This is a genomic window from Paeniglutamicibacter cryotolerans (assembly GCF_014190875.1).
Taxonomy (GTDB): Bacteria; Actinomycetota; Actinomycetes; order Actinomycetales; family Micrococcaceae; genus Paeniglutamicibacter; species Paeniglutamicibacter cryotolerans.
Genome location: NZ_JACHVS010000002.1, coordinates 344,607 through 367,860 on the forward strand (window position 1 = coordinate 344,607; position 23,254 = coordinate 367,860).

General features: G+C 66.8%; 21 protein-coding genes. 16 read left to right on the forward strand and 5 right to left on the reverse strand.

Translation table 11 applies throughout. The annotated features are described in order from the left end of the window. Positions 1-6 precede the first annotated feature (6 nt). Positions 7-1,185 (forward strand): pyridoxal-dependent decarboxylase, encoded by a 1,179-nt coding sequence (locus E9229_RS14720; RefSeq protein ID WP_246380796.1) that lies wholly within the window; start codon positions 7-9, stop codon positions 1,183-1,185. A gap of 16 nt (positions 1,186-1,201) precedes the next feature. On the opposite strand, the gene E9229_RS14725 is transcribed toward E9229_RS14720, so the two are convergent. Together E9229_RS14725 and E9229_RS14730 are read right to left on the reverse strand one after the other, a co-directional pair. Next, positions 1,202-1,996, reverse strand: a complete 795-nt coding sequence (locus E9229_RS14725) for a DUF427 domain-containing protein (RefSeq protein WP_183512378.1) — start codon at positions 1,994-1,996, stop codon at positions 1,202-1,204. Between the two features lie 253 nt (positions 1,997-2,249). Further along, positions 2,250-2,720, reverse strand: coding sequence for an OsmC family protein (locus E9229_RS14730; protein ID WP_183512379.1), 471 nt, complete (start codon positions 2,718-2,720; stop codon positions 2,250-2,252). A 659-nt stretch (positions 2,721-3,379) separates the two neighbouring features. On the opposite strand from E9229_RS14730, the gene E9229_RS14735 reads away from it, so the two are divergent. The 4 genes from E9229_RS14735 (at position 3,380) to E9229_RS14750 (ending at position 7,011) form a co-directional block, all read left to right on the forward strand. After that, positions 3,380-4,591 (forward strand): inorganic phosphate transporter, encoded by a 1,212-nt coding sequence (locus E9229_RS14735; protein ID WP_183512381.1) that lies wholly within the window; start codon positions 3,380-3,382, stop codon positions 4,589-4,591. Continuing rightward, positions 4,588-4,827 (forward strand): hypothetical protein, encoded by a 240-nt coding sequence (locus E9229_RS14740; RefSeq protein WP_183512382.1) that lies wholly within the window; start codon positions 4,588-4,590, stop codon positions 4,825-4,827. Before E9229_RS14735 ends, E9229_RS14740 begins: the two co-directional genes overlap by 4 nt. Before the next feature lie 104 nt (positions 4,828-4,931). Continuing rightward, positions 4,932-5,483 (forward strand): dihydrofolate reductase family protein, encoded by a 552-nt coding sequence (locus E9229_RS14745; protein WP_183512383.1) that lies wholly within the window; start codon positions 4,932-4,934, stop codon positions 5,481-5,483. Between the two features lie 160 nt (positions 5,484-5,643). Continuing rightward, a complete protein-coding gene (locus E9229_RS14750) occupies positions 5,644-7,011 on the forward strand; it encodes a hypothetical protein (RefSeq protein WP_183512385.1) in 1,368 nt (455 codons plus the stop codon). Positions 7,012-7,079: 68 nt separating this feature from the next. Here the strand turns inward: E9229_RS14750 and E9229_RS14755 are convergent, their stop codons facing one another. Further along, positions 7,080-7,589: a hotdog fold thioesterase gene (locus tag E9229_RS14755; RefSeq protein WP_246380797.1), complete on the reverse strand. Its 510-nt coding sequence runs from the start codon at positions 7,587-7,589 to the stop codon at positions 7,080-7,082. Between the two features lie 85 nt (positions 7,590-7,674). On the opposite strand from E9229_RS14755, the gene polA reads away from it, so the two are divergent. The 9 genes from polA (at position 7,675) to E9229_RS19715 (ending at position 18,457) form a co-directional block, all read left to right on the forward strand. Beyond that, positions 7,675-10,308 carry a DNA polymerase I gene (gene polA, locus E9229_RS14760; RefSeq protein ID WP_407671389.1) on the forward strand — a complete coding sequence of 878 codons (2,634 nt, stop codon included), beginning with the start codon at positions 7,675-7,677 and terminating at the stop codon, positions 10,306-10,308. A 17-nt stretch (positions 10,309-10,325) separates the two neighbouring features. After that, positions 10,326-11,627 carry a GNAT family N-acetyltransferase gene (locus tag E9229_RS14765; protein WP_183512388.1) on the forward strand — a complete coding sequence of 434 codons (1,302 nt, stop codon included), beginning with the start codon at positions 10,326-10,328 and terminating at the stop codon, positions 11,625-11,627. Positions 11,628-11,689: 62 nt separating this feature from the next. After that, entirely contained in the window at positions 11,690-12,973 is a 1,284-nt protein-coding gene (locus E9229_RS14770) for a GNAT family N-acetyltransferase (protein ID WP_246380876.1), read from the forward strand. A 6-nt stretch (positions 12,974-12,979) separates the two neighbouring features. Then, positions 12,980-13,915, forward strand: a complete 936-nt coding sequence (locus tag E9229_RS14775; RefSeq protein WP_246380799.1) for a polysaccharide deacetylase family protein — start codon at positions 12,980-12,982, stop codon at positions 13,913-13,915. 138 nt (positions 13,916-14,053) lie between these two features. Beyond that, positions 14,054-15,283 carry an MFS transporter gene (locus E9229_RS14780; protein WP_183512391.1) on the forward strand — a complete coding sequence of 410 codons (1,230 nt, stop codon included), beginning with the start codon at positions 14,054-14,056 and terminating at the stop codon, positions 15,281-15,283. A gap of 185 nt (positions 15,284-15,468) precedes the next feature. Then, a complete protein-coding gene (gene rpsA / locus E9229_RS14785; protein WP_183512392.1) occupies positions 15,469-16,935 on the forward strand; it encodes a 30S ribosomal protein S1 in 1,467 nt (488 codons plus the stop codon). Positions 16,936-17,334: 399 nt separating this feature from the next. Next, complete coding sequence (locus E9229_RS14790; RefSeq protein ID WP_183512393.1) at positions 17,335-17,859, forward strand: hypothetical protein; 525 nt, start codon at positions 17,335-17,337, stop codon at positions 17,857-17,859. After that, positions 17,844-18,323, forward strand: coding sequence for a hypothetical protein (locus tag E9229_RS14795; RefSeq protein WP_183512395.1), 480 nt, complete (start codon positions 17,844-17,846; stop codon positions 18,321-18,323). The genes E9229_RS14790 and E9229_RS14795 overlap by 16 nt, the downstream gene beginning before the upstream one ends. Beyond that, positions 18,323-18,457, forward strand: coding sequence for a hypothetical protein (locus E9229_RS19715; protein WP_281369586.1), 135 nt, complete (start codon positions 18,323-18,325; stop codon positions 18,455-18,457). Before E9229_RS14795 ends, E9229_RS19715 begins: the two co-directional genes overlap by 1 nt. Positions 18,458-18,478: 21 nt before the next feature. Here the strand turns inward: E9229_RS19715 and E9229_RS14800 are convergent, their stop codons facing one another. Both E9229_RS14800 and E9229_RS14805 read right to left on the reverse strand, forming a co-directional pair. Beyond that, entirely contained in the window at positions 18,479-19,669 is a 1,191-nt protein-coding gene (locus E9229_RS14800; RefSeq protein WP_407671373.1) for a class I SAM-dependent methyltransferase, read from the reverse strand. Beyond that, the gene (locus tag E9229_RS14805; protein ID WP_183512396.1) at positions 19,666-20,343 is read right to left on the reverse strand and encodes a YigZ family protein; all 678 of its coding nucleotides are present in this window, start codon (positions 20,341-20,343) and stop codon (positions 19,666-19,668) included. Before E9229_RS14805 ends, E9229_RS14800 begins: the two co-directional genes overlap by 4 nt. A 169-nt stretch (positions 20,344-20,512) precedes the next feature. Here E9229_RS14805 and E9229_RS14810 point away from each other — a divergent pair, with 169 nt between their 5' ends. Then, complete coding sequence (locus E9229_RS14810; protein WP_183512397.1) at positions 20,513-22,594, forward strand: CocE/NonD family hydrolase; 2,082 nt, start codon at positions 20,513-20,515, stop codon at positions 22,592-22,594. Beyond that, positions 22,591-23,205 (forward strand): TetR/AcrR family transcriptional regulator, encoded by a 615-nt coding sequence (locus E9229_RS14815; RefSeq protein ID WP_246380802.1) that lies wholly within the window; start codon positions 22,591-22,593, stop codon positions 23,203-23,205. The genes E9229_RS14810 and E9229_RS14815 overlap by 4 nt, the downstream gene beginning before the upstream one ends. Positions 23,206-23,254: the final 49 nt, after the last annotated feature.

Genomic DNA, 23,254 nt, shown 5'->3' on the forward strand with positions numbered 1-23,254 from the left:
AGCTGCATGCTGGCGGTGAAGACGGCCCGGGAGAACTTTGCCGGTGCCGGGATCCCGCGTCCGCTGGCCCCCGCCGCGGTCCAAGCCGCCTTCCACAAGGCGGCCGCCTACTTCGGGCTGGAGCTCGACCTGGTCCCGGTCGATGCGCACGGGCGTGCCGGTGGTCAGGCGATGGCCGCGGCCATGGGCCCGGACACGGCATTGGCCGTCATCTCGGCTCCCTCCTACCCGCATGCCGTGCTTGACCCCGTGGCCGAGGTGGCTGCGGCAGCGGCCGCCGCCGGCTTCGACTGCCACGTCGATGCGTGCATCGGCGGGCTCGTGCTTCCGTTCTGGCCCGGGCTGCCGGACGGGGACCTGCGCGTCCCCGGCGTCACCAGCATCTCGGCCGACCTGCACAAGTACGGGTACGCACCCAAGGCCACCTCGGTGCTGCTGACCCGAGGCCGGCAGCGGCAACGCGGCCAGTACTTCGCCACCACCTCCTGGCCCGGCTGCCCGGTGGTCAACCCCGGCCTGCTCGGTTCCACGTCGGCCGGGCCGCTCGCCGCCGCCTGGGCCATCATCAACCTGCTCGGCCACGACGGCTTCGCCTCGCTGGCGGCTTCCTGCCATGGATCCACCACGGCCCTGTTGCACGCGGTGGACGGCATCGAGGGGCTGCGCACCGTGGGCACACCCACCGGGCCGCTCTTCGCCGTGGCCGTCGACCCGGGTGCACCGGCCGGACGGCGCGTGGACCCGCATCATTGGGCCGATGCGCTGCGGCGGCACGGATTCATCGCGCAACTCCAGCCGGCCTTCACCCAGCCCGACGGCCCGGTGCTTGCCCGCACCACCCACCTGACCATCACCCCGGTCACCGAATCCCGGCTCGATGAGCTGACCGGAGCCATGGGCCGTGCAGCCCAGGAGGTCCGCGGCGTACCCGGCATTGATCCTGGCGCCCTGCTTCAATCACTTGATGTCCGGACCTCCACCCTGCTGCACGATGCCGCCGGTCGGAGCGGAGACCCCGATGCCGCACTGCTGATCCTCTCGGCGCTGGGCCTAAGCGGCGGCGCGCTGCCGCAGGCGATGGCCCCGGTTCTGGCCCTGGTCGAGGCGCTCTCGGGCCCGGTCGCCAACTGGCTGCTCACCGAGCTGTTGGCACGGCTCGTCGAACCACTGCCGGAATCCGTGTAGCCGCACAGGTGGAGCGTCAGCCGCTTGCGGGGACGTCGCCGCGGCTCACCGTCACCTGGACCCGGTCGTCGTAGAAGCAGACCATGTCGGCGATCCCTGCCGCGTCGGGTAAGGGGGACAGGTAGCTCCAGGCCACGTCGACCTCCCCGTCTGCCAGGGCCCAGTAACTGGCGATGCCCTTGTACGCGCACCCGGTGCTGCTGCTCGTCGGCAGCAGGGCCTGCCAATGCACGTCCTCCGGCGGCAGATAGTAGCGCGGGCCCATATGGGTCTCGAAGACGACCTTGGGGTGGATCGAATCGGCCAGCACTAGTGAACCGCTGGTCACCAGCACCCGGGCAGCCGAGGCTCGTACATCCACGCGGTGGAAGGGATCGCGCGGGTGTGAAGCCACCGGTTCGTCCTCCTCCATCCAGGAAAGCTCGTTGAAGGAAAACGCGACGTAGCTGTTCAACTCCGGGTCCCGGGGACGGAAGGCGGCAGCTTCCCGGCGTGCGGAACCGGCCTGCACATCCAGTTCGAGGCCGGGGCAGCTGTGGGCAGCGAACGGGATTCCGGGGTGAAGCACGCGCATCGCCGGGGGAGCGGTCTCGTGCTCCGGCGCCCGGGGGGTTGGCTCCAGGACCGCCAGCACGTCGTCTATCGGCACCGCATAGCAGGGGACGACTCGGCGCGGCTCCCAGAACAACACCGCCCGCACCGAATCCAAAACTGTTTCGGATCCCAGGAAGGCCCGAATGCGCTTGGGGGTGGGCTCGAACCTCGTCTCGGGAAGAAGCCGGTCAAGTTCGTGGGAAATCTGCGTTGCCATATTTCCAACACTGGCACGAGGGTGCCCCGAAGACCACCCATTGACGTCGGCGGGATGAATAGCCGACCCAATTGATGCCAGCGAACCAGCCCTGCCAGGCAGGCGCGGAGCTTGAAAATCCTCACGTTATTTCATGGACGGTGCTGGTCAAGCGATTTCGTCGATATTGAACCCCGGAACATCGATGGCGGCACGAGCCGGGGTTTTTCCTGCAACCCGTCGGTGTTTCCCGCCTCCGGCCGTTTGGACGTGGTTAGTCGTGAAGGGGCACTGCGTTGATGCTCTTGTTCAGTTCGATGCTGCCTCCGACGCTTCGGGCGATGGTGCAGCTCGCGGCAATGGCCTTGCCGATGACCACCAGCAGTTTCTGTTTGTCCGCTTCGCTCAACTCGTTCAGCTCGAGCAGAACCTCCTCGTCGATCGCGAAGTAGCGATCCTCGGCGGGGTCCGATTCGCCGTGCGCCCAAATCGTCGAAGCGAAGTCTTCGCCCAGGCGCCGTGCTGTCACGCGATCCGAACTCATTCCCGCGCATCCGGCAAGGGCCAATTTGAGGAGTTCGCCGGGGGTAAAGTGACCGGGTGCATCCGTGGGGCCGATCAGCACCTGGCTGCCGCGTGCGTTGCGGCCGATGTAGGTCCGTGCCCCCGTGCGCGTCGCGCTGACGCTGGCTGGCCCGCTCCGTGCGGATGGAACGGGCGAGGGGCTCTGCGAAGTATCAGTCATGTCCCCATTGTGCTGCAGCGCCCCCGAAATGGCGCCTGCTCCGTAGCGGTCTTTGCCGATGTGGCGATACGAAGGGACGGATGAAGCCCGGATAGAAATGAACCGTGGATCCAATGGACGGTCCTGGTACCAGGGTGGCTGTGATCTGTTCGGCGGGCCCGGATGATGCCGGGCCGGCTTCCGAGGACTACCGATTCGGGAGTCCGCCACCGAGGTGGATGGTGCCGCCATCCATCTGGACTGCCAGCCTCTCCAGCTGTCGGGCGGTCCGCTGCGCTGCGGGAACCGTTTCAGGCACTCGGATCCCGAGGGGGATGATATAGATCACCTGCGGTCCGCCTGAAACGGTTGAACCAGGGCCTGATCCAAGTGTGGGAGCGGGGCTCAGGCGGGGCCGCCGCTCGCATGATCCCGCACCCGGGGCGGCGGGTGCCGGGCCGTGGAGGTGTTGAGTGTCACGGATTCGCCGGGGCGTGGATCGATACAGCCTAGTCATTGCCGGAGGCTCGGGCCGACCGTGAATTGACTCGTGCACAGGAGGCAATAAGATGAATCGTGCGCCGCGATTGACCAACGATGAAACGCTGAGCAAACAGCTCGGTAGTTCTAGGTAACCAACGCGTTTAGGCCATCGCCCTTTCCCTAGATTGGTTTCTTTAATGGAACTTGTGACGCCCATAGTCGTCCTGGTCATTGCCCTGGCACTCTTTTTCGATTTCACCAATGGTTTCCATGACACTGCCAACGCGATGGCCACTCCCATTGCCACCGGTGCCATCAAGCCCAAGACCGCGGTGATGCTGGCCGCCGTGCTGAACTTGGTGGGTGCCTTCCTCTCCACGGAAGTCGCCAAGACCATTTCCGGTGGAATCATCAAGGAAGGCGGAGACGGCGGCGTGCAAATCATGCCCGCCATGATCTTCGCGGGTCTGATGGGTGCCGTTATCTGGAACATGCTGACCTGGTTGCTCGGCCTTCCGTCCAGTTCCTCCCACGCCCTCTTCGGCGGCCTGATCGGCGCAGCGATCGTCGGCGCCGGCTTCGGCGTCATCGATTACGGCGTGCTGTTGTCCAAGGTCCTGCTTCCCGCCCTTGTCGCGCCCGTGATTGCCGGTGGCACCGCCTTCCTGGCCACGAAGCTGGCCTACGCGGTCACCAAGCGCCAGAGCGGCGTCGCCTCGCCCAAGCGTGGCGGCTTCCGCTACGGACAGATCTTCTCATCCTCGCTGGTCGCGCTGGCGCACGGCACCAACGACGCGCAGAAGACGATGGGCATCATCACCCTGACGCTGATCGCCTCGGGCTTGCAGACCGCCGGAACCGGACCGCACTTCTGGGTCGTGGCCTCCTGTGCCCTGGCCATTGCGCTGGGTACCTACACCGGCGGCTGGCGCATCATCCGCACCATGGGTTCGGGCCTGACGGACGTCAAGCCGGCCCAGGGATTCGCAGCGGAAACTTCCACCGCCGCGGCCATCCTCGCCTCCTCGCACTTGGGCTTCGCCCTGTCGACCACGCAGGTGGCCTCCGGCTCGGTCATCGGTTCGGGCCTGGGCCGCAAGGGCGCCGAGGTCCGCTGGGGCACGGCAGGCAAGATCGCCGTCGGCTGGCTTTTCACCCTCCCCGCAGCCGGCGCCATGGGTGCAGCAGCAGCGGCTTTGGCCCACCTGGGCACCGGCGGACTGGTTACCGTCACCGTACTGGGCGTCTGCTCCCTGCTGGTGATCTGGGTGCTTTCCCGTCGTGAAATGGTCGGCAGCAACAACGCCATCAGCGACGTCGACGTTTCCGGTGCCGCGGTCAACATACCGACCAAGAAGGAGCGTCGCAAGACGGCGCGCAACAAGGCAAAGCAGGAGAAGAAGCGATGAACATCCAGTGGATTGACTTCCTGATCGTTGCGGCCACGACGCTGGTTTCGGCCCTGTTCATCGTCGGCGCCTACTCGCTGGGTGTCCGCATGCTGGCCGTCGCGGAGGACGAGGGGCGTTCACGCGCCGGTGCCCGCGCCGCCGCCTTCGCCTGCTTCGGCCTGTGCGGAATCGTCGTCGTCTTCGGGATCATCTTGATCGTCCCGTCACTGAGTGCGAAAATCCTGGGAGCCTAGGCGGCACAACCCCGATTGACAAGGACGGACGGGTCTTCCAAGACCGGTCCGTTTTGTCGTTCCCGCCGTACCCGAAACCTGGTGCAGATGCCTAGGATGGGTGCATGACTCGTTTTCGCTACTACGTGGCAGCATCGACCGACGGCTACATCGCCGATGAGCACAACCGCATCGATTGGCTGATGGAATATGACGGATTCGACGGCCAGGCCGAAAGCTACTCGAGCTTCCTGGTTGATATCGGGGCCATTGCCATGGGCGCCGATACGTACGCCTGGATGCAGGCCGAGCTCGGCACCGAATGGCCGTATCCCGGCATTCCCGTGTGGGTCTTCGCACACCGTGAACTGGCTGCCTTCCCCGGCGCCGACGTCAGCTTCGTGCGGGGGGAGCTCACCGAATGGTCCGACGACATCGCCCGCAGCGCGAACGGCAAGGATGTGTGGGTGGTTGGCGGCGGATCGCTGGCCGGCCAGTTTGCCGATGCCGGGCTGCTCGATGAGCTGCTGCTCTTCACCATGCCGGTGATACTGGGCGGCGGACGCCCGCTCTTCGCCATGCGCGGGCAGTCCAAGCTGCACCCGACGCTCAGCCTCGAACACCCGGGCGGTATCCGCGAGACCCGCTACGACCTGGTCCGCCAGCACCGGCGTTAGGCGGTAGCGGGCCCTGCCAACTTGTTTTCGGCCGGGCCATGAGGCCACCGGACCCCTGCTGGGAGGGTTCCGCTTCCCGCCGGGAGCAGCGCTGGGAAGTTACGGGGTTCAGGTGACGTTGTCGTGATCCGCGAGAATTGTTGCGCCTCCGTGCTTATCGATGAGTTTTCCTTGGCATATGGTCTGCGGAACGGGAATCGAGCTTGAGCGGGAACGGGGAAAGACCGTGGCGCCGACTGAAACAGATATTCTGAGCAGGCTTCAGCAATTGCTGGCCAAAGTACTCGCTTCGCCGGCCGAGGGTCCAACGCCCGAGAAGCCGGTGGCAAAATCAGTCGCCGAGCGGGCACGGGCCAAATATGACATATTGGTGCGCTGGATTTTCTCGGTGCTGGCGGCCATTGGAGTACTCATTTTCGGGTCCTTGCCATTTGTGGATCTCAAGGATGTTTCCCCGATCATCGTGGTCGTTGGCCTTTTCTTGGCCGGGTTAGGCATCTGTCTCGTCGTCTGGGCGGTGACGAAGGGCATGGAACCGGTCGACGCGAGCCTCGGAGAGATCAAGCGGGCATTTGAGGAGATTAAAAACGCCCAGAAGGATCATGGCCATCGGGCATTGGCTCCCAAACGGCCCGCCTGGTGGCATGCCAGCTGGAACTCAACGCTGGAGCTCTACCACATTCTCAACGGGGATGAGCGGGAGGCCCATTTAGGTCCGGGAGTGACTTCCGTCGAAATGCTGATTGACCGGATAGGAGAGCTGGAATCGGCACTTTTGCGGTCGGATGTTGGATGGAATCTCGACGATCCGATGCCGGCTTGGAACGCCGAATCATGGTCCGGTTCGTTGGTTGGGCGCCAAGCTGCCTGGGAAAAGCTGGCACCAGATCTGGCAGCGGCACTCAAACGCGCTGAGGAAGGCGCTGCCGCGCACGCAACTCAGGACGCGTCGTCGTGGACATTTGCCACGTCGTACTGGCAGGCTCAATATGAAAAGCTGATCGCGGCGAATCCCGCCGAGACGCTCGCCCCTATGATTGCAGCCCAAGATGCAATGGACGCGGCGTTGAAAACCTATCTGAGGCATCGTTCGCTGATATTGCAGGAATCAGCTGTTGCGCAGTTACGTGGGACGTTTCGTTCGGTCCGTGGTTGGCTGCTGATCGGAGGTCTCCTGACCTTGATCGGTGGAATTACCTATGCCTTCGGCATCGCCAATCCGGCGACCATTCAACCTCCGAACACTTCGATAGTCGTTGACCTGAAGGCTGATTCGGGTCCATGGAAATCGCTGAGTTCATGCCAAGGTGAGAAGGCCGCCGATATCAAGGCCCTTGCCGGGCTCCTGTATTCGGAGCGCAGGGGTTCCGAGCCAGCCAACGGTACCTTCAGTTTCATCGTGACCGACCAGCGCTGCAGGGCCAGTCAAATCGGAATGATTATTGAGGTGGCACCCGCGGAGGGATCCTATGACGTGGCGGTGGGTCCGGCCGGACGCAGGGGTTCGACTGCCGAGGCCGGGTCCTGATCGTCGATTGTTCGAATCGGGATCGCCCCATGAGCCCCCGGTGCCGTGCGGCAACGGAGGCCCGTCTTTTAACCTTCGAGCAGCATGTTGGTGATCCGCGACGTGCAGATCCGACGGCCCTGGTCATCGGAGATCACGATTTCATGGGTGGTCAGGGTGCGGCCCAGATGAATCGGGGTGCAGACCCCGGTGACTAGTCCGGATACGCCAGCGCGGTGGTGGGTGGCCGAAATGTCGACACCCACCGGGCGCTTCTTCCCCTGGGCGTGGACGGCCGCGGCAAAGGAGCCCAGAGTTTCGGCAAGCACCACCGAGGCGCCGCCGTGCAGGATGCCGGCGACCTGCTGGTTTCCCTGGACCGGCATCGTCGCGCAGACCCGGTCGCGGGTGAGTTCGCTGAAGACGATGCCCATCTTCTCGGCCAGGGTGCCGATGCCGTGGGAGGCGAGCATCGGCCACATTGCCTCGGGAACGCCATGGGCGGCAAGCTGTTCGGCAAAGGGATTGCCGGTCTGACCTGTTGGGGTGCCGGAGGTCTCGGAGTCGCCGGCCGTGGCCCGCGTGAAATTGTCGCTCATGCCAACTAGGCTGACACCTGTGAGCGAATCAACCAAACTTGTGCCAACCGAACCCCAGCGCCTACTCGTCATCGACGGGCATTCCATGGCCTTCCGGGCGTTCTACGCGCTGCCGGCAGAGAACTTTGCGACAGACACCGGACAGCACACCAACGCGGTGCACGGTTTCGTCTCGATGCTGCTGACGATGATCAGGCAGCAGAAGCCCACCCACGTGGCAGTGGCCTTCGATCTGGACACCCCGACGTTCCGCTCGCTGGAGTACACCGAGTACAAGGGCGGGCGCAACAAGACGCCCGAGGAGTTCTACGGGCAGATCGACCTGATCCAGAAGGTCATGGAAGCCATGAACATCCCCACCATCACGATGGACGGCTTCGAGGCGGACGACATCATCGCCACCCTCGCCGCACAGGGCGAGGCTGCCGGACTGGACGTGCTGGTTGTCTCCGGCGACCGCGATGCGTTCCAGCTGATCACCGAGAAGACTCTGGTGCTCTACCCGAAGAAGGGCATCTCCGATATTCCGCCGATGGATGCGGCTGCCGTCGAGGCCAAGTACTTCGTGCGCCCCGACCAGTATTCGGACCTGGCTGCCCTGGTCGGCGAAACCGCCGATAACCTGCCCGGGGTCCCGGGAGTGGGTCCGAAGACCGCCGCGAAATGGATCAACCTTTACGGCGGGCTGGCCGGCATCCTGGAGAACATCAATCAGATCAAGGGCAAGGTCGGGGACTCGCTGCGCGAACACGTGGACAATGTGTCCCGCAACCGGCACCTGAACCACCTGCTCCGCGACCTGGAACTGCCAGTGGGCATCGATGCCATGGTGCTCGAGCGCCCGAACCGCGAGGCCATCGAGGAACTCTTCGACGCGCTGCAGTTCAACACGCTGCGCAAGCGCCTCTTCGACCTGTTCGGCGACGAGCCCGACGACGCACCGGAAGCAGCCGAGATCGCCGAGCACCAGGACCTGGCCGATGCGGCCGCGATCCGCACCTGGTTCGCGTCCCACGGTGCCGCGCTGGTGGGCCTCCATGCGGCAACCGTGCCGGCCGGTGGAGGCGCCGACGTCATCGGGCTGGCCTTCGCCGCGTCCGATGCCAACGCCTACGTTTCGCTGGAGCGGATCGATGCCGACACCGAGGCGGCCCTGGCGCAGGTGCTGGCCGCCCCCGGTTACGCCAAGGCGGTGCATGACTTCAAGGGCACCTACAAGCTGCTCGCAGCACGCGGCCTGGAACTGGCCGGGGTTCAGGATGACACCATGATCACCGCCTACCTGATCCAGCCGGATCGGCGCAGCCACGAGCTGGCGGACATCGCCCAGGTCCATCTGAAGCTCTCGCTGGAGGTGGACGCGCCGGCAGGCAACGGTCAGTTGGCGCTGGACCTCGAGGGCCCGGATACGGCAACCCCCGCGGTGCGGGCCGCCCATGCCGTGCGCGAGCTCTCACTGCACCTGGCCCCGATGCTGGCCGAACGCGGCGGGGACAAGCTGCTCACCGAGATGGAAATGCCGCTCTCGCTGGTGCTCGCCGAGATGGAGATGGCCGGCATCGCCATCGACACCGCCAAGCTCGACGAGCTCTACGACGACTTCACCAAGACCATCGATGCGGCAACCGCCGAGGCCTACGCCGCCATCGACGGCGAGGAAGTGAACCTCTCCAGCCCCAAGCAGCTCCAAGTGGTCCTGTTCGAGAAGCTGGACCTGCCCAAGACCAAGAAGATCAAGACCGGATTCACCACCGATGCCGAGTCGCTGGCTGACCTGTTGGCCAAGACCGGGCACCCGTTCCTGGTGGCGCTGATGGCCTACCGCGATGCGACCAAGCTGCGCCAGACCGTCGAGGGGCTGCGCAAGGCGGTCGCCGAGGACGGGCGGATCCACACCACCTACGCGCAGACCGTCGCTGCAACCGGCAGGCTCTCCTCGCTGAACCCGAACCTGCAGAACATCCCGGTCCGTTCCGAGGAGGGCCGGCGCATCCGCGAAGTCTTCATTGTCGGGGAGGGCTACGAAACCCTGCTCACGGCCGACTACTCGCAGATCGAAATGCGCATCATGGCGCACCTGTCGAAGGACGAGGGCCTGATCCAGGCCTATGCCGAGGGCGAGGACCTGCACCGCTTCGTCGGTTCGCACGTGTTCGGCGTGGCACCGCAGGAGGTCACCAACGAGATGCGCTCAAAGGTCAAGGCGATGAGCTACGGCCTGGCGTACGGGTTGAGTTCCTTCGGGCTCTCCAAGCAGCTGAAGATCTCGGTCGACGAGGCCCGCACGCTGATGAAGGAGTACTTCGCCCGCTTCGGAGCCGTGCGCGACTACCTTCGCGCGGTGGTCGACAAGGCCCGCATCGACGGGTACACCGAGACCATCTTCGGGCGCCGGCGCTACCTGCCGGAACTGGCCAGCGACAACCGCCAGCTGCGCGACATCGCCGAACGTGCCGCGCTCAACGCCCCGATCCAGGGCTCGGCGGCCGACATCATCAAGCGCGCGATGCTTGGTGTGCACGAGGCCCTGCGGGAGCAGGGCCTGAAGTCGCGCATGCTGCTGCAGGTGCACGATGAACTCGTGCTCGAGGTCGCCGCGGGCGAGGTGGAAACCGTCGAGGCCCTGGTGCGCAAGCACATGGGTTCGGCAGCCGACCTGCTGGTGCCCCTGGACGTGCAGGTCGGGCTGGGTAGAAGCTGGCAGGACGCCGCACACTAGTGAAGGGAACCGCGGGAATGCGTTTGGAACGATTCACACCGTCCACCCCGGAAGGCGATGCCGCCTCCGGTCATCCGGCGCGCACGCTGGACTGGCTCAACGCGGCACGCCGCGGCTTCTACGACAAGCCGCTGACCGAGAAGGAAGCGGCTGCCATCGCCGGTTCCTACCAGGCGGACGGGCGCGAGCTCACCGCGGTGTACGACGACGCGGCGGTGGCCCCGGGGCTGGGTGCAGAGATCCCGGTGGCCACCTACGCGAGCTTCACCCGCAGCCTGAACACCGGCGCCCGGCTGATCGACGCGCACCTGGTCACCATGGTCACGGTGCGCCCCACCCACCGCCGGCGGGGCATCCTGAGCCGGATGATCACCGCGGACCTGGCCCAAGCCAAGGAGCGGGGCCTGTTCGTGGCCGCGCTGCACGCCAGCGAGGGCGGCATCTACGGGCGCTTCGGCTTCGGCCGGGCCACCGAGGCGCAGGACTACGCGGTGGATGTGCGCGGCGGCCTGCCGATGCACGCCCCGGTCGCCGGCAGCGTCGTCCAGGTCCAGCCTGCACGGTTGGGGGAGCTGATCCCCGAGGTGTTCTCCCGTTTCCACGCCGCGACCCGCGGCTCGGTCGACCGCCAGCGCGGCTACCTGATGCGCGGGACCGGCGCCTGGTCGGACGACGGCTTCGAACCGGACACCGCCCTGCGTGCGGCGGTGTTCCACGACGCCGCCGGGACCGCCCAGGGCTACGTGACCTACGTGTTCGATGGCTGGGACGCCAAGGTCCCGGCGCTGAGCGTGCGCGACCTGGTGGCGGCGACCGCGCAGGCTTACCGCGAGCTCTGGCGCTTCCTGGGCGACCACGACCTCATCGAGACGGTGAACTACCACCAGGCGTCCGTCGCCGACCCGCTGCCCTGGTTCCTTTCCGACGCCCGCCGGGTCTCCGCCTCCGGCCGCGGCGACAGGCTGTGGCTGCGGATCCTCGACGTCCCGGGGGCGCTGGGAGCCCGGTCCTATGTCCGCGACGGCACGTTGGTGCTCACCGTGCGAGACCGGCTGTCCCTGACCACCGGCAGCTACCGGCTGCAGGCAAGCGGGGGAGTCGGCACGATCACCACGCTGACCTCCGCCGGGCCCCCGTCCGCCGAAGCGGCGGACGGCATCGAGCTGGACATCGCCGACCTTTCCTCGCTCTACCTGGGGAGCGTCCGGGTCGCCGACCTGCTGGCTGCAGGGCGCCTGGCCGGGAGCCCGGCCGCGGCCGCCCGGGCCGTCGCGCTGTTCGACGGACCCGGTGCGCCTTACTGCATCACCGGGTTCTGAGCCGAAAGGCACCAGCTTCCGCCCGGAGGCCCACGACCCGAAAGGACAGTCCCGTGACCGAGATGAAGCACCTGCGCCTGGAACGCTTCACCGCTGCCCTGCGGGACGGCAAGCCCGATGCCCGCACCGCCGCCTGGATGCAGGCGATGAACCTCGGCTTCCACGAGGAACCGATGCCCGAGGCCGGGCTCCTGGCCATGACCGGGGCGTTCACCATCGACGGGCGCACGCTCACCGGCGTCTACGACGAGCACGTGCCGGGGCTCTCACTGAATCCGCAGTATCCGGTCGGCACCTACGGTTCGCTGGTGAAGAGCCTGAACACCGGGGGCGGGAACCTGCTTCGGGCCCACCTGATCACCGCCGTCACGGTGCGCCCCAGCCACCGCCGACGCGGCATCCTGCGCCGGATGATCACCGAGGACCTGGCCTTGGCCAAGGCCAACGGGCTGGCCATCGCCGCATTGACCGCCTCCGAGGCGACCATCTACGGGCGCTACGGATTCGGCCGGGCCACCGCCATCAACCGGGTCCAGCTCTCCGTGCGCGACGGGATCGGCCTGCTCGCGCCCGCCGCCGGTTCGGTCATCGCGGCGGATCCCGCCTCGCTGCTGGAACTGGGTCCGCGCATCTTCGCCGCCCAGCACGCCGCCACCGCCGGGTCGATCGACCACCCCTACTTCTATACCCGCTTCACCACCGGCGAATGGGCCGACGAGGAGCAGGTCAAGCCCCTGGCGGGGCTGCGTGCGGCCATCCACCTCGGACCCGGGGGCGAACCCGACGGCTACGTGACCTACGTGTTCGCCGGATGGGACAAGAAGCCGGCTCAGCTGAAGATCAAATCGCTGGTGGCTGCCAACGCGGCGGCCCGGCACGGACTGTGGGAGTACCTCGGCGCCCACGACCTGATCGAATGCGTCACCGGTCCCGCGCCGATCGATGATGCGCTGCCCTGGACGCTGACCGATGCGCGGGCCTACGAGATCACCGCCTCCCACGACCACCTGTGGCTGCGCATCCTCGATGTCCCCGCAGCGCTCGCCTCCCGGCCCTACGCCCACGACGGCACTCTCGTCCTGCGCGTTAGAGATAGTCTTGGCCATGCGTCCGGCACGTTCGGACTGCGTGCTGCATCCGGCAGTGCCACGGTCGAATTGCTCGCCGAGGAGTCGGACGCCGACATCGAACTGGACGTCACCGCGCTGTCCTCGCTCTTCCTCGGCGGGGTTCCGGTGCGCCGGTTGGCCGAGGCCGGTCGGATCGCCGGCGGCTCCGAGGTGCTGGCCGGCATGGCCGAACTCTTCGCCGTCGACGTGCTCCCCTACTGCGAAACCGGATTCTAGGAACGAATGAACCACACGCACCAGCTCCCCGCCCGCCGCTCCATGCTCGCGGGAATCTTCGGCACCGCCGCGCTGGCCCTGTCCGGCTGCATGCCCGAGGCGCCCGCATCGCCCCTGGATACAGCTGGCGGTATGCCGCCTGCCACGCGGCTGGCGGCACCACCGCAGATGACCCCAGCGGTGAAGGCACCAGCTGCGACATGGAAGCCTGCAGGCCCGGCCCCGCTGCCGCGGCGCATCACCTCCCGCGCACAGGCGGTCAGGGAATTCGCCAAGGTCCCGGCCGGGGACTTCGGGCTGGAGGTCCGCGGTGTCCAGCTGGGCCTGCCGAAGGGCTCGAAGTACCTCGCGCTGACGTTCGACGCCTGTGGGGGAGAGCATGGCACTGGCTATGACGCGGCCTTGATCAAGGCACTGCGCCGGCACCAGGTGCCGGCCACGTTGTTCATCAACAGCCGCTGGGCCCAAGCCAACCGGAAGCTGACCGCCGAACTGGTGGCGGACCCGCTCTTCGAGATCGCCAACCACGGCACGGTTCACCGGCCGCTGTCGGTCAACGGGCGCGCCGCGTACAAAATCCCGGGGACCACATCAGTCGGTGCCGCGTATGACGAGGTCATGCGCAACCAGAAGTACCTGCAATCCGAGTTCGGCGCCACCTCGCGCTTCTTCCGGTCCGGTACCGCCCACTTCGATGTGGCAAGTGCCTCGCTGACCCGCAAGCTGGGCCTGATCCCGATGAACTTCACGGTGAACCTGGACGGTGGCGCGACGCTTCCGGCCTCGGCCGTGCGGCGTGCCGCCCTGGGCATGCGCCGGGGTGATGTCGGCATCGGGCACTTCAACCGCCCCGGTGGTGACACCGCGGAGGGAATCGCCGGCGCACTGCCGAGGATGTTGGACTCCGGGATCCGCTTCGTCAGGCTGGACAAGGTGCTCTAGTCCGGCAGGGTTGCCGACGCCGCAACACCGCCGCCGGGCGGCGTAAAGCCCCCCTCGACGTGGGTTGCGGTATGGCAAGATTGAGCCCGACCCGGGCTTGGCCCGGAATTCCCACCTGATGTAGCTGGAGGCGCCTAGATGCAGGCTCGAACCGGGCGGCCCGGAAAGTCACTGCTGGCCATCTTGCTGGTAGCAACGGGCATCGGCCCGCTGCTGAGTTACGGGCTCAACGCCGCCAGCGACCTGGTGATCTCCGAACTGGGCCTCAGTGAGGCGCAATTCGGCCTGCTGGCCACCGCATGCTTTGCGTGCGCGGCCCTCGGCAATGCGGCCTTCGGCAGGTTCGCCGACCGGCAACCGGACAGCCGCCTGATGGTGTTGGTCTTCGCCATGGCAACCCTCGCGCTGGTACTAGCCGCCATCCCCGGGGGATACGTGCTGCTGCTGGTGGCCTCCGGCATGGCCGGGCTGGCCCAGTCCTTCCCCAATGGGGTGACCAACAGGATCCTGACCGAACGCGTTCCCGCGGACAAGCGCATCGGGTGGATCGGCATCAAGCAATCCGGCGTCCAGGTCAGCCAGTTGGTGGCGAGCCTGGGATTCCCCGCACTGGCAGCCTGGATCGGATGGCACGGCGCCAGCGCCGTCGGTGCAGTGCTTGCCGGGCTGCTGGGCATCGTGGCGGTACGCGTGCTTTCCTCCGTCCCGCTGCTGCCGGCCCCCCTGGTTCCGGTGACACCCGCTGCTTCCGCACCGGACGCCGCCGCACCGGCACCAACGAACATCGGCTTCCTGATCGGGGCGCTGGCTGCCTTCGGCTTCGTCAACGGCATGGGAGTCCAAGCCACCAACGTCTACCTTTCACTCTTTGCCGTACGTGAAATGGGCTTCACCCTGGTCCTGGGTGGCATGGCCGCCGCCATGGCCGGCGCCATTGGCGTCACGGCGCGCGTGGGCTGGGGGCGGATGATGTCCCGCGGCATCGCCGCGCCCCCGCTGTTGCTGCTCCTGGCCTCCATGGCCTTCGCCGGCGCCCTCGTGTTTACCGCGGCCGGGGCCACGGGCTCGGCCGCCCTGCTGTGGCTGGCCGTGGCGCTGCACGGCGCATCGGCGCTGGGGGTATCGGTGGTGCTCATGGCCGCCGTGGTGCGCAGCGTTCCGGCCTCCTCGATGGCCCGGGCCACCGGCCTGGTGTCGGCCGGCCAATTCGGCGGATTCACCATCGGCCCGCTGGCCATGGGTGCGCTGATCGGCTCGCCCGGGGGATTCACCCTGGGCTGGTCCGTAACGGCCGGAGTGTACCTGCTGTGCGTGCTGCTCGCGCTCTACCTCGTGGTGCGTCGGCGGCGGCAGGGCCGCGCCGCCTGAGCGCGGCCGGCACGACGCCACGCCGGGGTTTTGACCCCGTGGGCCTGCGGGATTAGACTTGGCAGGCGTGTCCCGGCATTCGCGTGCTCAGGGAAACGCACCCCCTAAGTTACATACGTTCGGAATATGCCGGGACTTCCGGCTGCCCGACTGATCAAATCTATCCACATCGGAGCCCCTACTACATGACCATCACCTCCAACGAGAAGCACAGCGCCCCCGTCGTTGCCATTAACGACATCGGCTCTGCTGAAGACTTCCTCGCTGCCGTCGACGCGACCATCAAGTACTTCAACGATGGAGACCTCGTTGAGGGCATCGTCGTCAAGGTCGACCGCGACGAAGTCCTGCTCGACATCGGTTACAAGACCGAAGGTGTCATCCCTTCCCGCGAACTTTCCATCAAGCACGATGTTGACCCGGGAGACGTCGTCTCCGTCGGCGACAACGTCGAGGCCCTCGTCCTCACCAAAGAGGACAAGGAAGGTCGCCTGATCCTGTCCAAGAAGCGCGCTCAGTACGAGCGTGCCTGGGGCGACATCGAAAAGATCAAGGAAGAAGACGGCGTCGTTACCGGCACCGTCATCGAGGTGGTCAAGGGCGGCCTCATCCTGGATATCGGCCTGCGCGGCTTCCTGCCGGCATCGCTTGTCGAAATGCGCCGCGTGCGCGATCTGGCTCCGTACATCGGCCAGGAAATCGAAGCCAAGATCATCGAGCTGGACAAGAACCGCAACAACGTTGTTCTTTCCCGCCGTGCCTGGCTCGAGCAGACCCAGTCCGAGGTTCGCTCCACGTTCCTCAACAAGCTGGAAAAGGGCCAGGTTCGTCCGGGCGTCGTTTCCTCCATCGTCAACTTCGGTGCCTTCGTGGACCTTGGCGGCGTAGACGGCCTGGTTCACGTTTCCGAGCTGTCCTGGAAGCACATCGACCACCCGTCCGAGGTTGTCGAAGTCGGCCAGGAAGTCACCGTCGAGGTTCTCGAGGTCGACCTGGACCGCGAGCGCGTTTCACTCTCGCTCAAGGCCACCCAGGAAGATCCGTGGCAGACCTTCGCCCGCACCCACGCCCTCGGGCAGGTTGTTCCGGGTAAGGTCACCAAGCTGGTTCCGTTCGGTGCGTTCGTTCGCGTCGAAGACGGAATCGAAGGCCTCGTGCACATCTCCGAGCTGGCCGTGCGCCACGTGGAGCTTGCAGAGCAGGTTGTCTCCGTTGGCGACGAGCTGTTCGTCAAGGTCATCGACATCGATCTCGAGCGCCGCCGCATCAGCCTCTCGCTGAAGCAGGCCAACGAGGGCGTCGATCCCGAAGGCACCGAGTTCGATCCGGCGCTGTACGGCATGGCCGCAGAGTACGACGAAGCCGGCAACTACAAGTACCCGGAGGGCTTCGATTCGGAGACCAACGAGTGGCTTGAGGGCTTCGACACCCAGCGTGCAGCATGGGAGCAGCAGTACGCTGACGCCCAGGCTCGCTGGGAGTCCCACAAGAAGCAGGTTGCTCAGCACATGAGCGATGACGCCGTTGCCGCCGATGGCCCGGCCGAGTCCGCTTCGACCAGCTACTCCTCGGAGGCCCCGGCCGCCGAAGCAGGCACCCTGGCATCCGACGAGGCCCTCGCCGCACTGCGCGAGAAGCTCACCGGCGCCTAAGCTACCACCGTCTGCGGATCCCGTATCCGTGTGAGGTAGCTTGAACGAAGGGTCCCTTTCCACCCCCGGGTGGAAAGGGACCCTTCTGCCGTATCCGGACTCAATGCCGTCGGGGGTCCCGCCGCAGGGAAGCGGCAACCCCGACCCGTGGGTGCTGACCGAACGGCCGCGGGGATGAGCCGAAGACCGCCCGCAATGATGAGCCTTCGGATCGGTGCCCGGACATATTCTGGGTGTTCGCCCAACAGGGGGAAGCAACACCTTGGGGCAGCGGAACACTCCCGGAGGGCAGGTGGCACTGCCGGTGTATCGGGTTTCCGGTGCCGAATGGGCCGCTGTGCCGCGCACTGTTCCGGACTGGATCCTGCGCTGGGGCCGTACCTGCCGTACTTGGGGTTGATGGCCTGGTGTGTTGTCTCCTGGAGCGGAAACCGGGACGACGGAACCTGGCGGTTGGAGCTCCCGAACAATTCCGATTCCATGTCCTTCGGCTATTTCTTCATCCTGGTGCTGGCCGTCATCGCCCCGGGAGCAGGTCGGATGACCCCGTGGCTGAGCTTCGGCTGCACCGGGCTGCTGCTCGCGCTGGGGATGGGGGGCCCGCGGACAACCACGGCTGCCCGGGACTGCGCCGTGCTGCTGCTGGCCCTGGGCCTGGCCGGAACGTTCAGCGGGCTGCAACTGACCCTGAGGGTGCGGCGCTGGAGGCTGGCAGCCGGGGGAGCGGTGCACGTCGCTGCTGAGCTGCTGCACGGAACCCGCGCCTATCGCCTCCAGGCGAAGTGGCTGCGGCATACGGGGGTCTTTGTCCTGGTCATTGCCATCTACGCGCTGATCAAGGCCGGCATCCGGTTCTTCACCATTGCCGGCGGCATCTCTCCCGGATCGGGGAAGCATGGGACCCCGGTGTGGTGGAGAGCGTGATCATGCCGCTGATCGGCATCGTCTTCTGGTCGACGGTTTCCGCAGCTGCCTGGGCCAATACCAGGATCGCCGGGGACGTGGTGCTCGATGTCCCGCTGGATCCAACCATCGGACCGCTGAGCTACGCCAGGTCGGGCCTTGTCATCCCGCATGCCGAAGCGCTGGTCACCGGATGCGATTGCGGCACCGAGGATAAACGGGAGGAGGCCGCGGACCCGGTGCTGGTTCCCGTGGACGAGGCGTGTACCGTCCACGGCATCACGGCGGTGAACGAACTGGACGCGCGCGGCTGCTCAGCGTGGGCCTGCATGGATGGGGCAGCCGGCCGAGCATGCCCGGGGTTCCGGTCTCGGCCAAGGATCCGGAGCATGCCACGCACGATGGCTACCGTCCGTGGCGGACCGTCGAATTCAACCATCGCGGCACGCGCGGCATTCGCTGGCGCGACGAAGTCGACCTGGTGATGCCGGACCCCAAGGAACCGGCGGCCGGCGCCGCACCGATCGACCGGCTGCGCCTTGATGCCATCCGGCTGCGCGGTACGGCGGTGCGGGCCCGCGGCGGACGGCCGCGGTTCGAGCCCGATCCCGGCGCCTGAGCAGTACCGGACCGGGTGCGCCTACTTCCTGGTGGACACCGTCACGGTGAACTTCGGGTTCCGGTCCACCTGCCGGGTCGGACCCACCAGCTTCTCCAGCGCCCCGCGGTAGCCCAGGTGCGAGTTCCACACGCACCACAGCTCACCGCCGGGCTCCAGTGCGCGCCCGGCATCGGCTATCAGCTTCAGTGCGATACCGGCATGAACCGTGTTTCCCATGTGGAACGGGGGATTGAGCACTATCAGCCGGGCCGAGGCATCGGGCTGTGCCGACAGCGCATCATCGCGCAAGGCGGTGACCCGGGCCGTCACGCCGTTGGCCGCGGCGGTGGCCAGCGTCGAGGCGACGGCGGAAGCAGACTGGTCGCAGCCCAGCACGTGCATCGACGGGCGGATCAGTGCCAAGTAGGCGGTGATGGTGCCGTTGCCGCAGCCCAGATCGATTGCCGTGGCCGCTTCCCGGGCCCCGGCCAGATGCAGGAGCAGGAACCGGGTGCCCGGGTCGAGCTTGGCGCCGCCGAACGTCGCGCCGAAGGCACGCAACTCCAGATCCGACGCCAGCCCCACCGCGTGGGCGCAGGCCAGCGGGAAGCGCGATGCCGGCAGCGCGTCGGGGGCCAACGGGGCCGAAGCCGTCAAGACCCGTGACTTTTGCCGGGCCAGCCCGGCACTGACCTCGCCGAAGTAGCGGCCCAGCACCTCGTTCATGGCCAGGGACATGTGCTTGACCCGTCCCGTCGCCAGCAGCGTGACCGACGGATCGGCGTGCTTGGCGAGAAGCGCCGCCATTTCCTCAAGCGCATCGAGGGAACGCGGCAGCGCCATGAGCACCAGCGTGGCACCCTCGACCAGCGCCGCATCCAGCGGCAGGTGGCGATACGCACCGGCGGATTGCGGCAGCAGGCCGGCCGCGTTCGCGTCGATGGCCCGCTGTCCGGAGAGCCCGTCCTGGTGCACACGCACGCCGGTGGCGCCACGGGCCACGGCGCCGAGCACCAGTGCGCCGTAATGGTCGCCCAGCACCACCAGCTTCCCGTCCGCTGCAGCAGCAAGTGCCCCGGATTCCCGGGCGGTATCCAAGAGCAGCAGATCCGCCGCATCGTGTGCCTGCAGGTTCGGGGCCTCCACGTCGGGGCGGCGGCGCAGGGCGGTGAAATCCAGGGGCATGCTGTCCATCGGGTGGTCCTTGGTGTTGGAAATCTTCTTGGTCATCGCAGATCCACCCAGGCAGTGCCCCGGTCCTGCGGCACGCCGGCGCCGGAGGTGAGCGTGGCCAGGTGCTCGGCGAAGGCGGCGATGCCGGCCGGGTCATCGGGCAGGGCGATGCGCAGCGTCGCCGCCGACGGCCCGTAATCGGTGCCCAGCACCTGCGTGCCGGCCGCCCGCAGGTCGTTTTCCAGCCGGCCCGAAGCGGCGTAGCCGGCGTCGATTCCGTACAGGCGCATGCGCCGGCGCCGTACCAGCGTGGCCGAATCCAGGGCGGCCGACACCGATGCGGAATAGGCGCGCACCAGCCCGCCGGCGCCGAGCAGGATGCCGCCGAAGTAGCGCACCGTCACCGCGGCGATGTCGCTGAGGTCGCTGGTTCCCGGTGATGTTTCGCGCTTGGCCAGCGCGTCGAGCATCGGGATGCCGGCTGTGCCCGAGGGCTCTCCGTCGTCGTTGCTGCGTTGGGCGGTCCGGTCCGGACCCAGGATGAAGGCGCTGCAGTGGTGTCGGGCGTCGAAATGGGATTTGCGCAGTTCGGCGATCAGCCCGCGCGCGGCCTCCTCGGTCTCGACCCGGCGCAGATAGGTGATGAAACGCGAACGCTTGATCTCCAACTCGTGCACGTGGTCCCCGTCCACCGTCGTATACGCCGTCGCGGGGCCCTGGTTTTCGCTCACCGGTACAAGTCTAGCCCGGCCCTGAGCGGGGCTCCGGGGTGGAAGTAGGTGACGTAACGCACTAGCCGCGAAGGGGGATATGCTCTATCGTTCATCTGAACGATAAGACGTGGGTGGCACGCTGCCGGCCCCGGCCACCCGAAAGCCATTGCAAAGGAACTACGGCCCCATGAAGTACATCGACGCGCTGCCGCACCAGACCCTGGTCGAGGACGCCTGGATTCCGCTCGGCGACGGCACCCGACTGCACGCCAGAATCTGGCGTCCACGCGATGCGGAGGCCCACCCGGTTCCCGGGCTGCTGGAATACCTGCCCTACCGGTTGGACGACTGGACCTCACCGCGCGACAACGAGCGCCACCCCTACTATGCCGGGCACGGCTACGCCTCGGTACGCGTTGACATCAGGGGCACCGGAAGCTCCGATGGCATCTTCGTCGACGAATACTCCGCGCAGGAACAAGCCGATGGCCTCGAGGTGATCGCCTGGATCGCCGCGCAGCCCTGGTGCACCGGGTCCCTGGGAATGTTCGGCATCTCCTGGGGCGGTTTCAACGCGCTGCAACTGGCAGGGCATGCCCCGGCGGCGCTCAAGGCCATCGTCACCGTCTGTTCCACCGATGACCGCTACGACAACGACGTGCACTACATGGGCGGCGCCCTGCTGGGCATCGACATGGCCTCCTGGGGCGGGACGATGTTCGCGTTCAACTCGCGCCCACCACGGCCCGAGGTAGTGGGCGAGGGGTGGGTGGAGCAGTGGCGCGAGCGACTGGAAAACACCCGGCCCATGACCGGGACATGGCTGGGCCACCAGGAGCGCGACGACTACTGGCGGTTCGGAAGCGTTTGCGAGGACTACTCCTCGATCACTGCCGCGGTGCTGGCCGTCGGCGGCTGGCACGACCCCTACCGAGATGCCGTGCTGCGCCTGGTGGAAAACCTCGACGCACCGGTCCGCGGCATCATCGGGCCCTGGTCGCACCAGTATCCCGACCGGGGCTACGCCCCGGGACCGGGCATCAACTTCCTGCGCGAAACCCTGGCCTGGTGGGACCACTGGCTCAAGGACATCGATAACGGTGCCGACCAGGGCCCGAAACTGCTCGCGTTCCTGCCCGAAGGGGAGCCCCCGGCGACCCATTACGAGCAGCGCCGCGGAAGCTGGTTGGGACTCGAGGGCTGGCCGACGGCAGCCGTGACCGGGCGCCGGCAGGCGCTCTCCGAAGGTTCCTGCAACGTCCCGGTCGGCAACGGCGTGGTGCTGGTGCGCACCGCGCAGCAAACCGGGGCCGATGCCGGGCGGTACTTCCCGTTCGGTAATGCCACGGACCTGCCACCGGACCAGCGGGCAGAGGACGGACGCAGCGTGTGCATCGACTTCACCGCAGCCTCCACTGCGACGCGGATCCTGGGCAACGCCCTGGTCCGGCTGCGCATCAGTACCGACCAGCCCGAGGCAAACATCGTGGCCCGGTTGTGCGACGTCGCTCCCGACGGCTCATCGACCCTGGTGAGCCGGGGCGTGCTTAACCTGAACAAGCGCGAGGGAAGGGAGAAGGCGGTGCCGATGCCCGTCGGTCAATTCGTGGATGTCGAATTCGACCTGGTCGGCATCGGCTACGTTATCGCTCCCGGGCACGCGATCCGGCTCGCGCTCTCCTCCACTTACTGGCCATGGATCTGGCCCCCGGCCATTGAACCGGCGCTGGAGGTGGCACTCGGCGCCAGCTCCCTGGAACTTCCCGTCCTGGCCGGGGACCCGGTCACGCTGGGCACCAGCTCTGGGCTCATCCGGGGCATCGGATTCGGTGAACCCGAACAGGCGCCACCGCTTCCGGTGGAATACCTGGAAAACGACGGGGGACGCGTCGACCCGACATTCGTGGCTCCCTCCCAACGCCGCGTCACCCACGACGTGGAAACGGGGCAATGGGTGCTTGACGCGGACCCGGGTTACGGCGGATCACGCCGCTACCCCGACGGCCTGGTGTTCACCGAATACAGCCGGGAGACCTACACGATCACCGAGGGAGATCCGCTCAGCGGCAGCGCCCGGTCCGCCTGGTCGATCGCCCTGGCGAACGAGGGCTGGTCGGCGCGGTTGGAAACCGAATCGGTGCTGGGCTCCGGCTCCGGCAGCTTCCTGCTGAGCAACAGCGTGACCGCCTGGGCAACGGTGGGCGACGGGGATGAGCAGCTGGTCGCGGAGCGCGAATGGATCGAAGCCATCCCCAGGACGTCGACATGATCCAGCGGAGGTTGGCGCCCGCGCTGCGGCGCGCCCAGATCGCCGAGGCCGCGCGTGAAGCGATCCTGCGCGACGGGCTGCGCACTACCGGGCTGCGGGAGATTGCCCGGCAAGCGCAGACCTCGGTGGGCACGGTGACCTACCACTTCGGGTCCATCCGCGAGATCATCCTCGAGGCCGCTGTGATAGAGGCGGAGAGGTTCTACGCACCGGTGATCACCGCCGTCGATGCCGAAGCGGACGTGGGCCGGGCCCTGTTGCTACTGATCGATCCGCTGTTCGACGGGACGGAGGACACCCTGCGGCACTGGCGGTTCTGGTCCGACTACTGGAGCGAATGGGCCAGGGACCCGGACACCCGGCAGGAGGACTACGGCCGGCTGCGCCTGTGGAGCTCCTGTTGCGAGAGAACCATCCGCCGGGGCATCGCTACGGGGACCTTCAAAGCCGATGTCGATCCGCTGGCCGTGGCGGTGAAGACCGCCGCCTTCATGGACGGCATCTACACCCAGATCAGCCTCGGCGCACCCGCCCTGGACCACACGGTGGCCAGGGGCTGGATGCGCGGGTTCCTCCAGGCCGAACTCGGAGCCGCCTTTGAAAGGAGCTGAGTCCCCTCGTATTTCCAGCCGGGAATAACCCGGAGTCCAATGGCCGAAA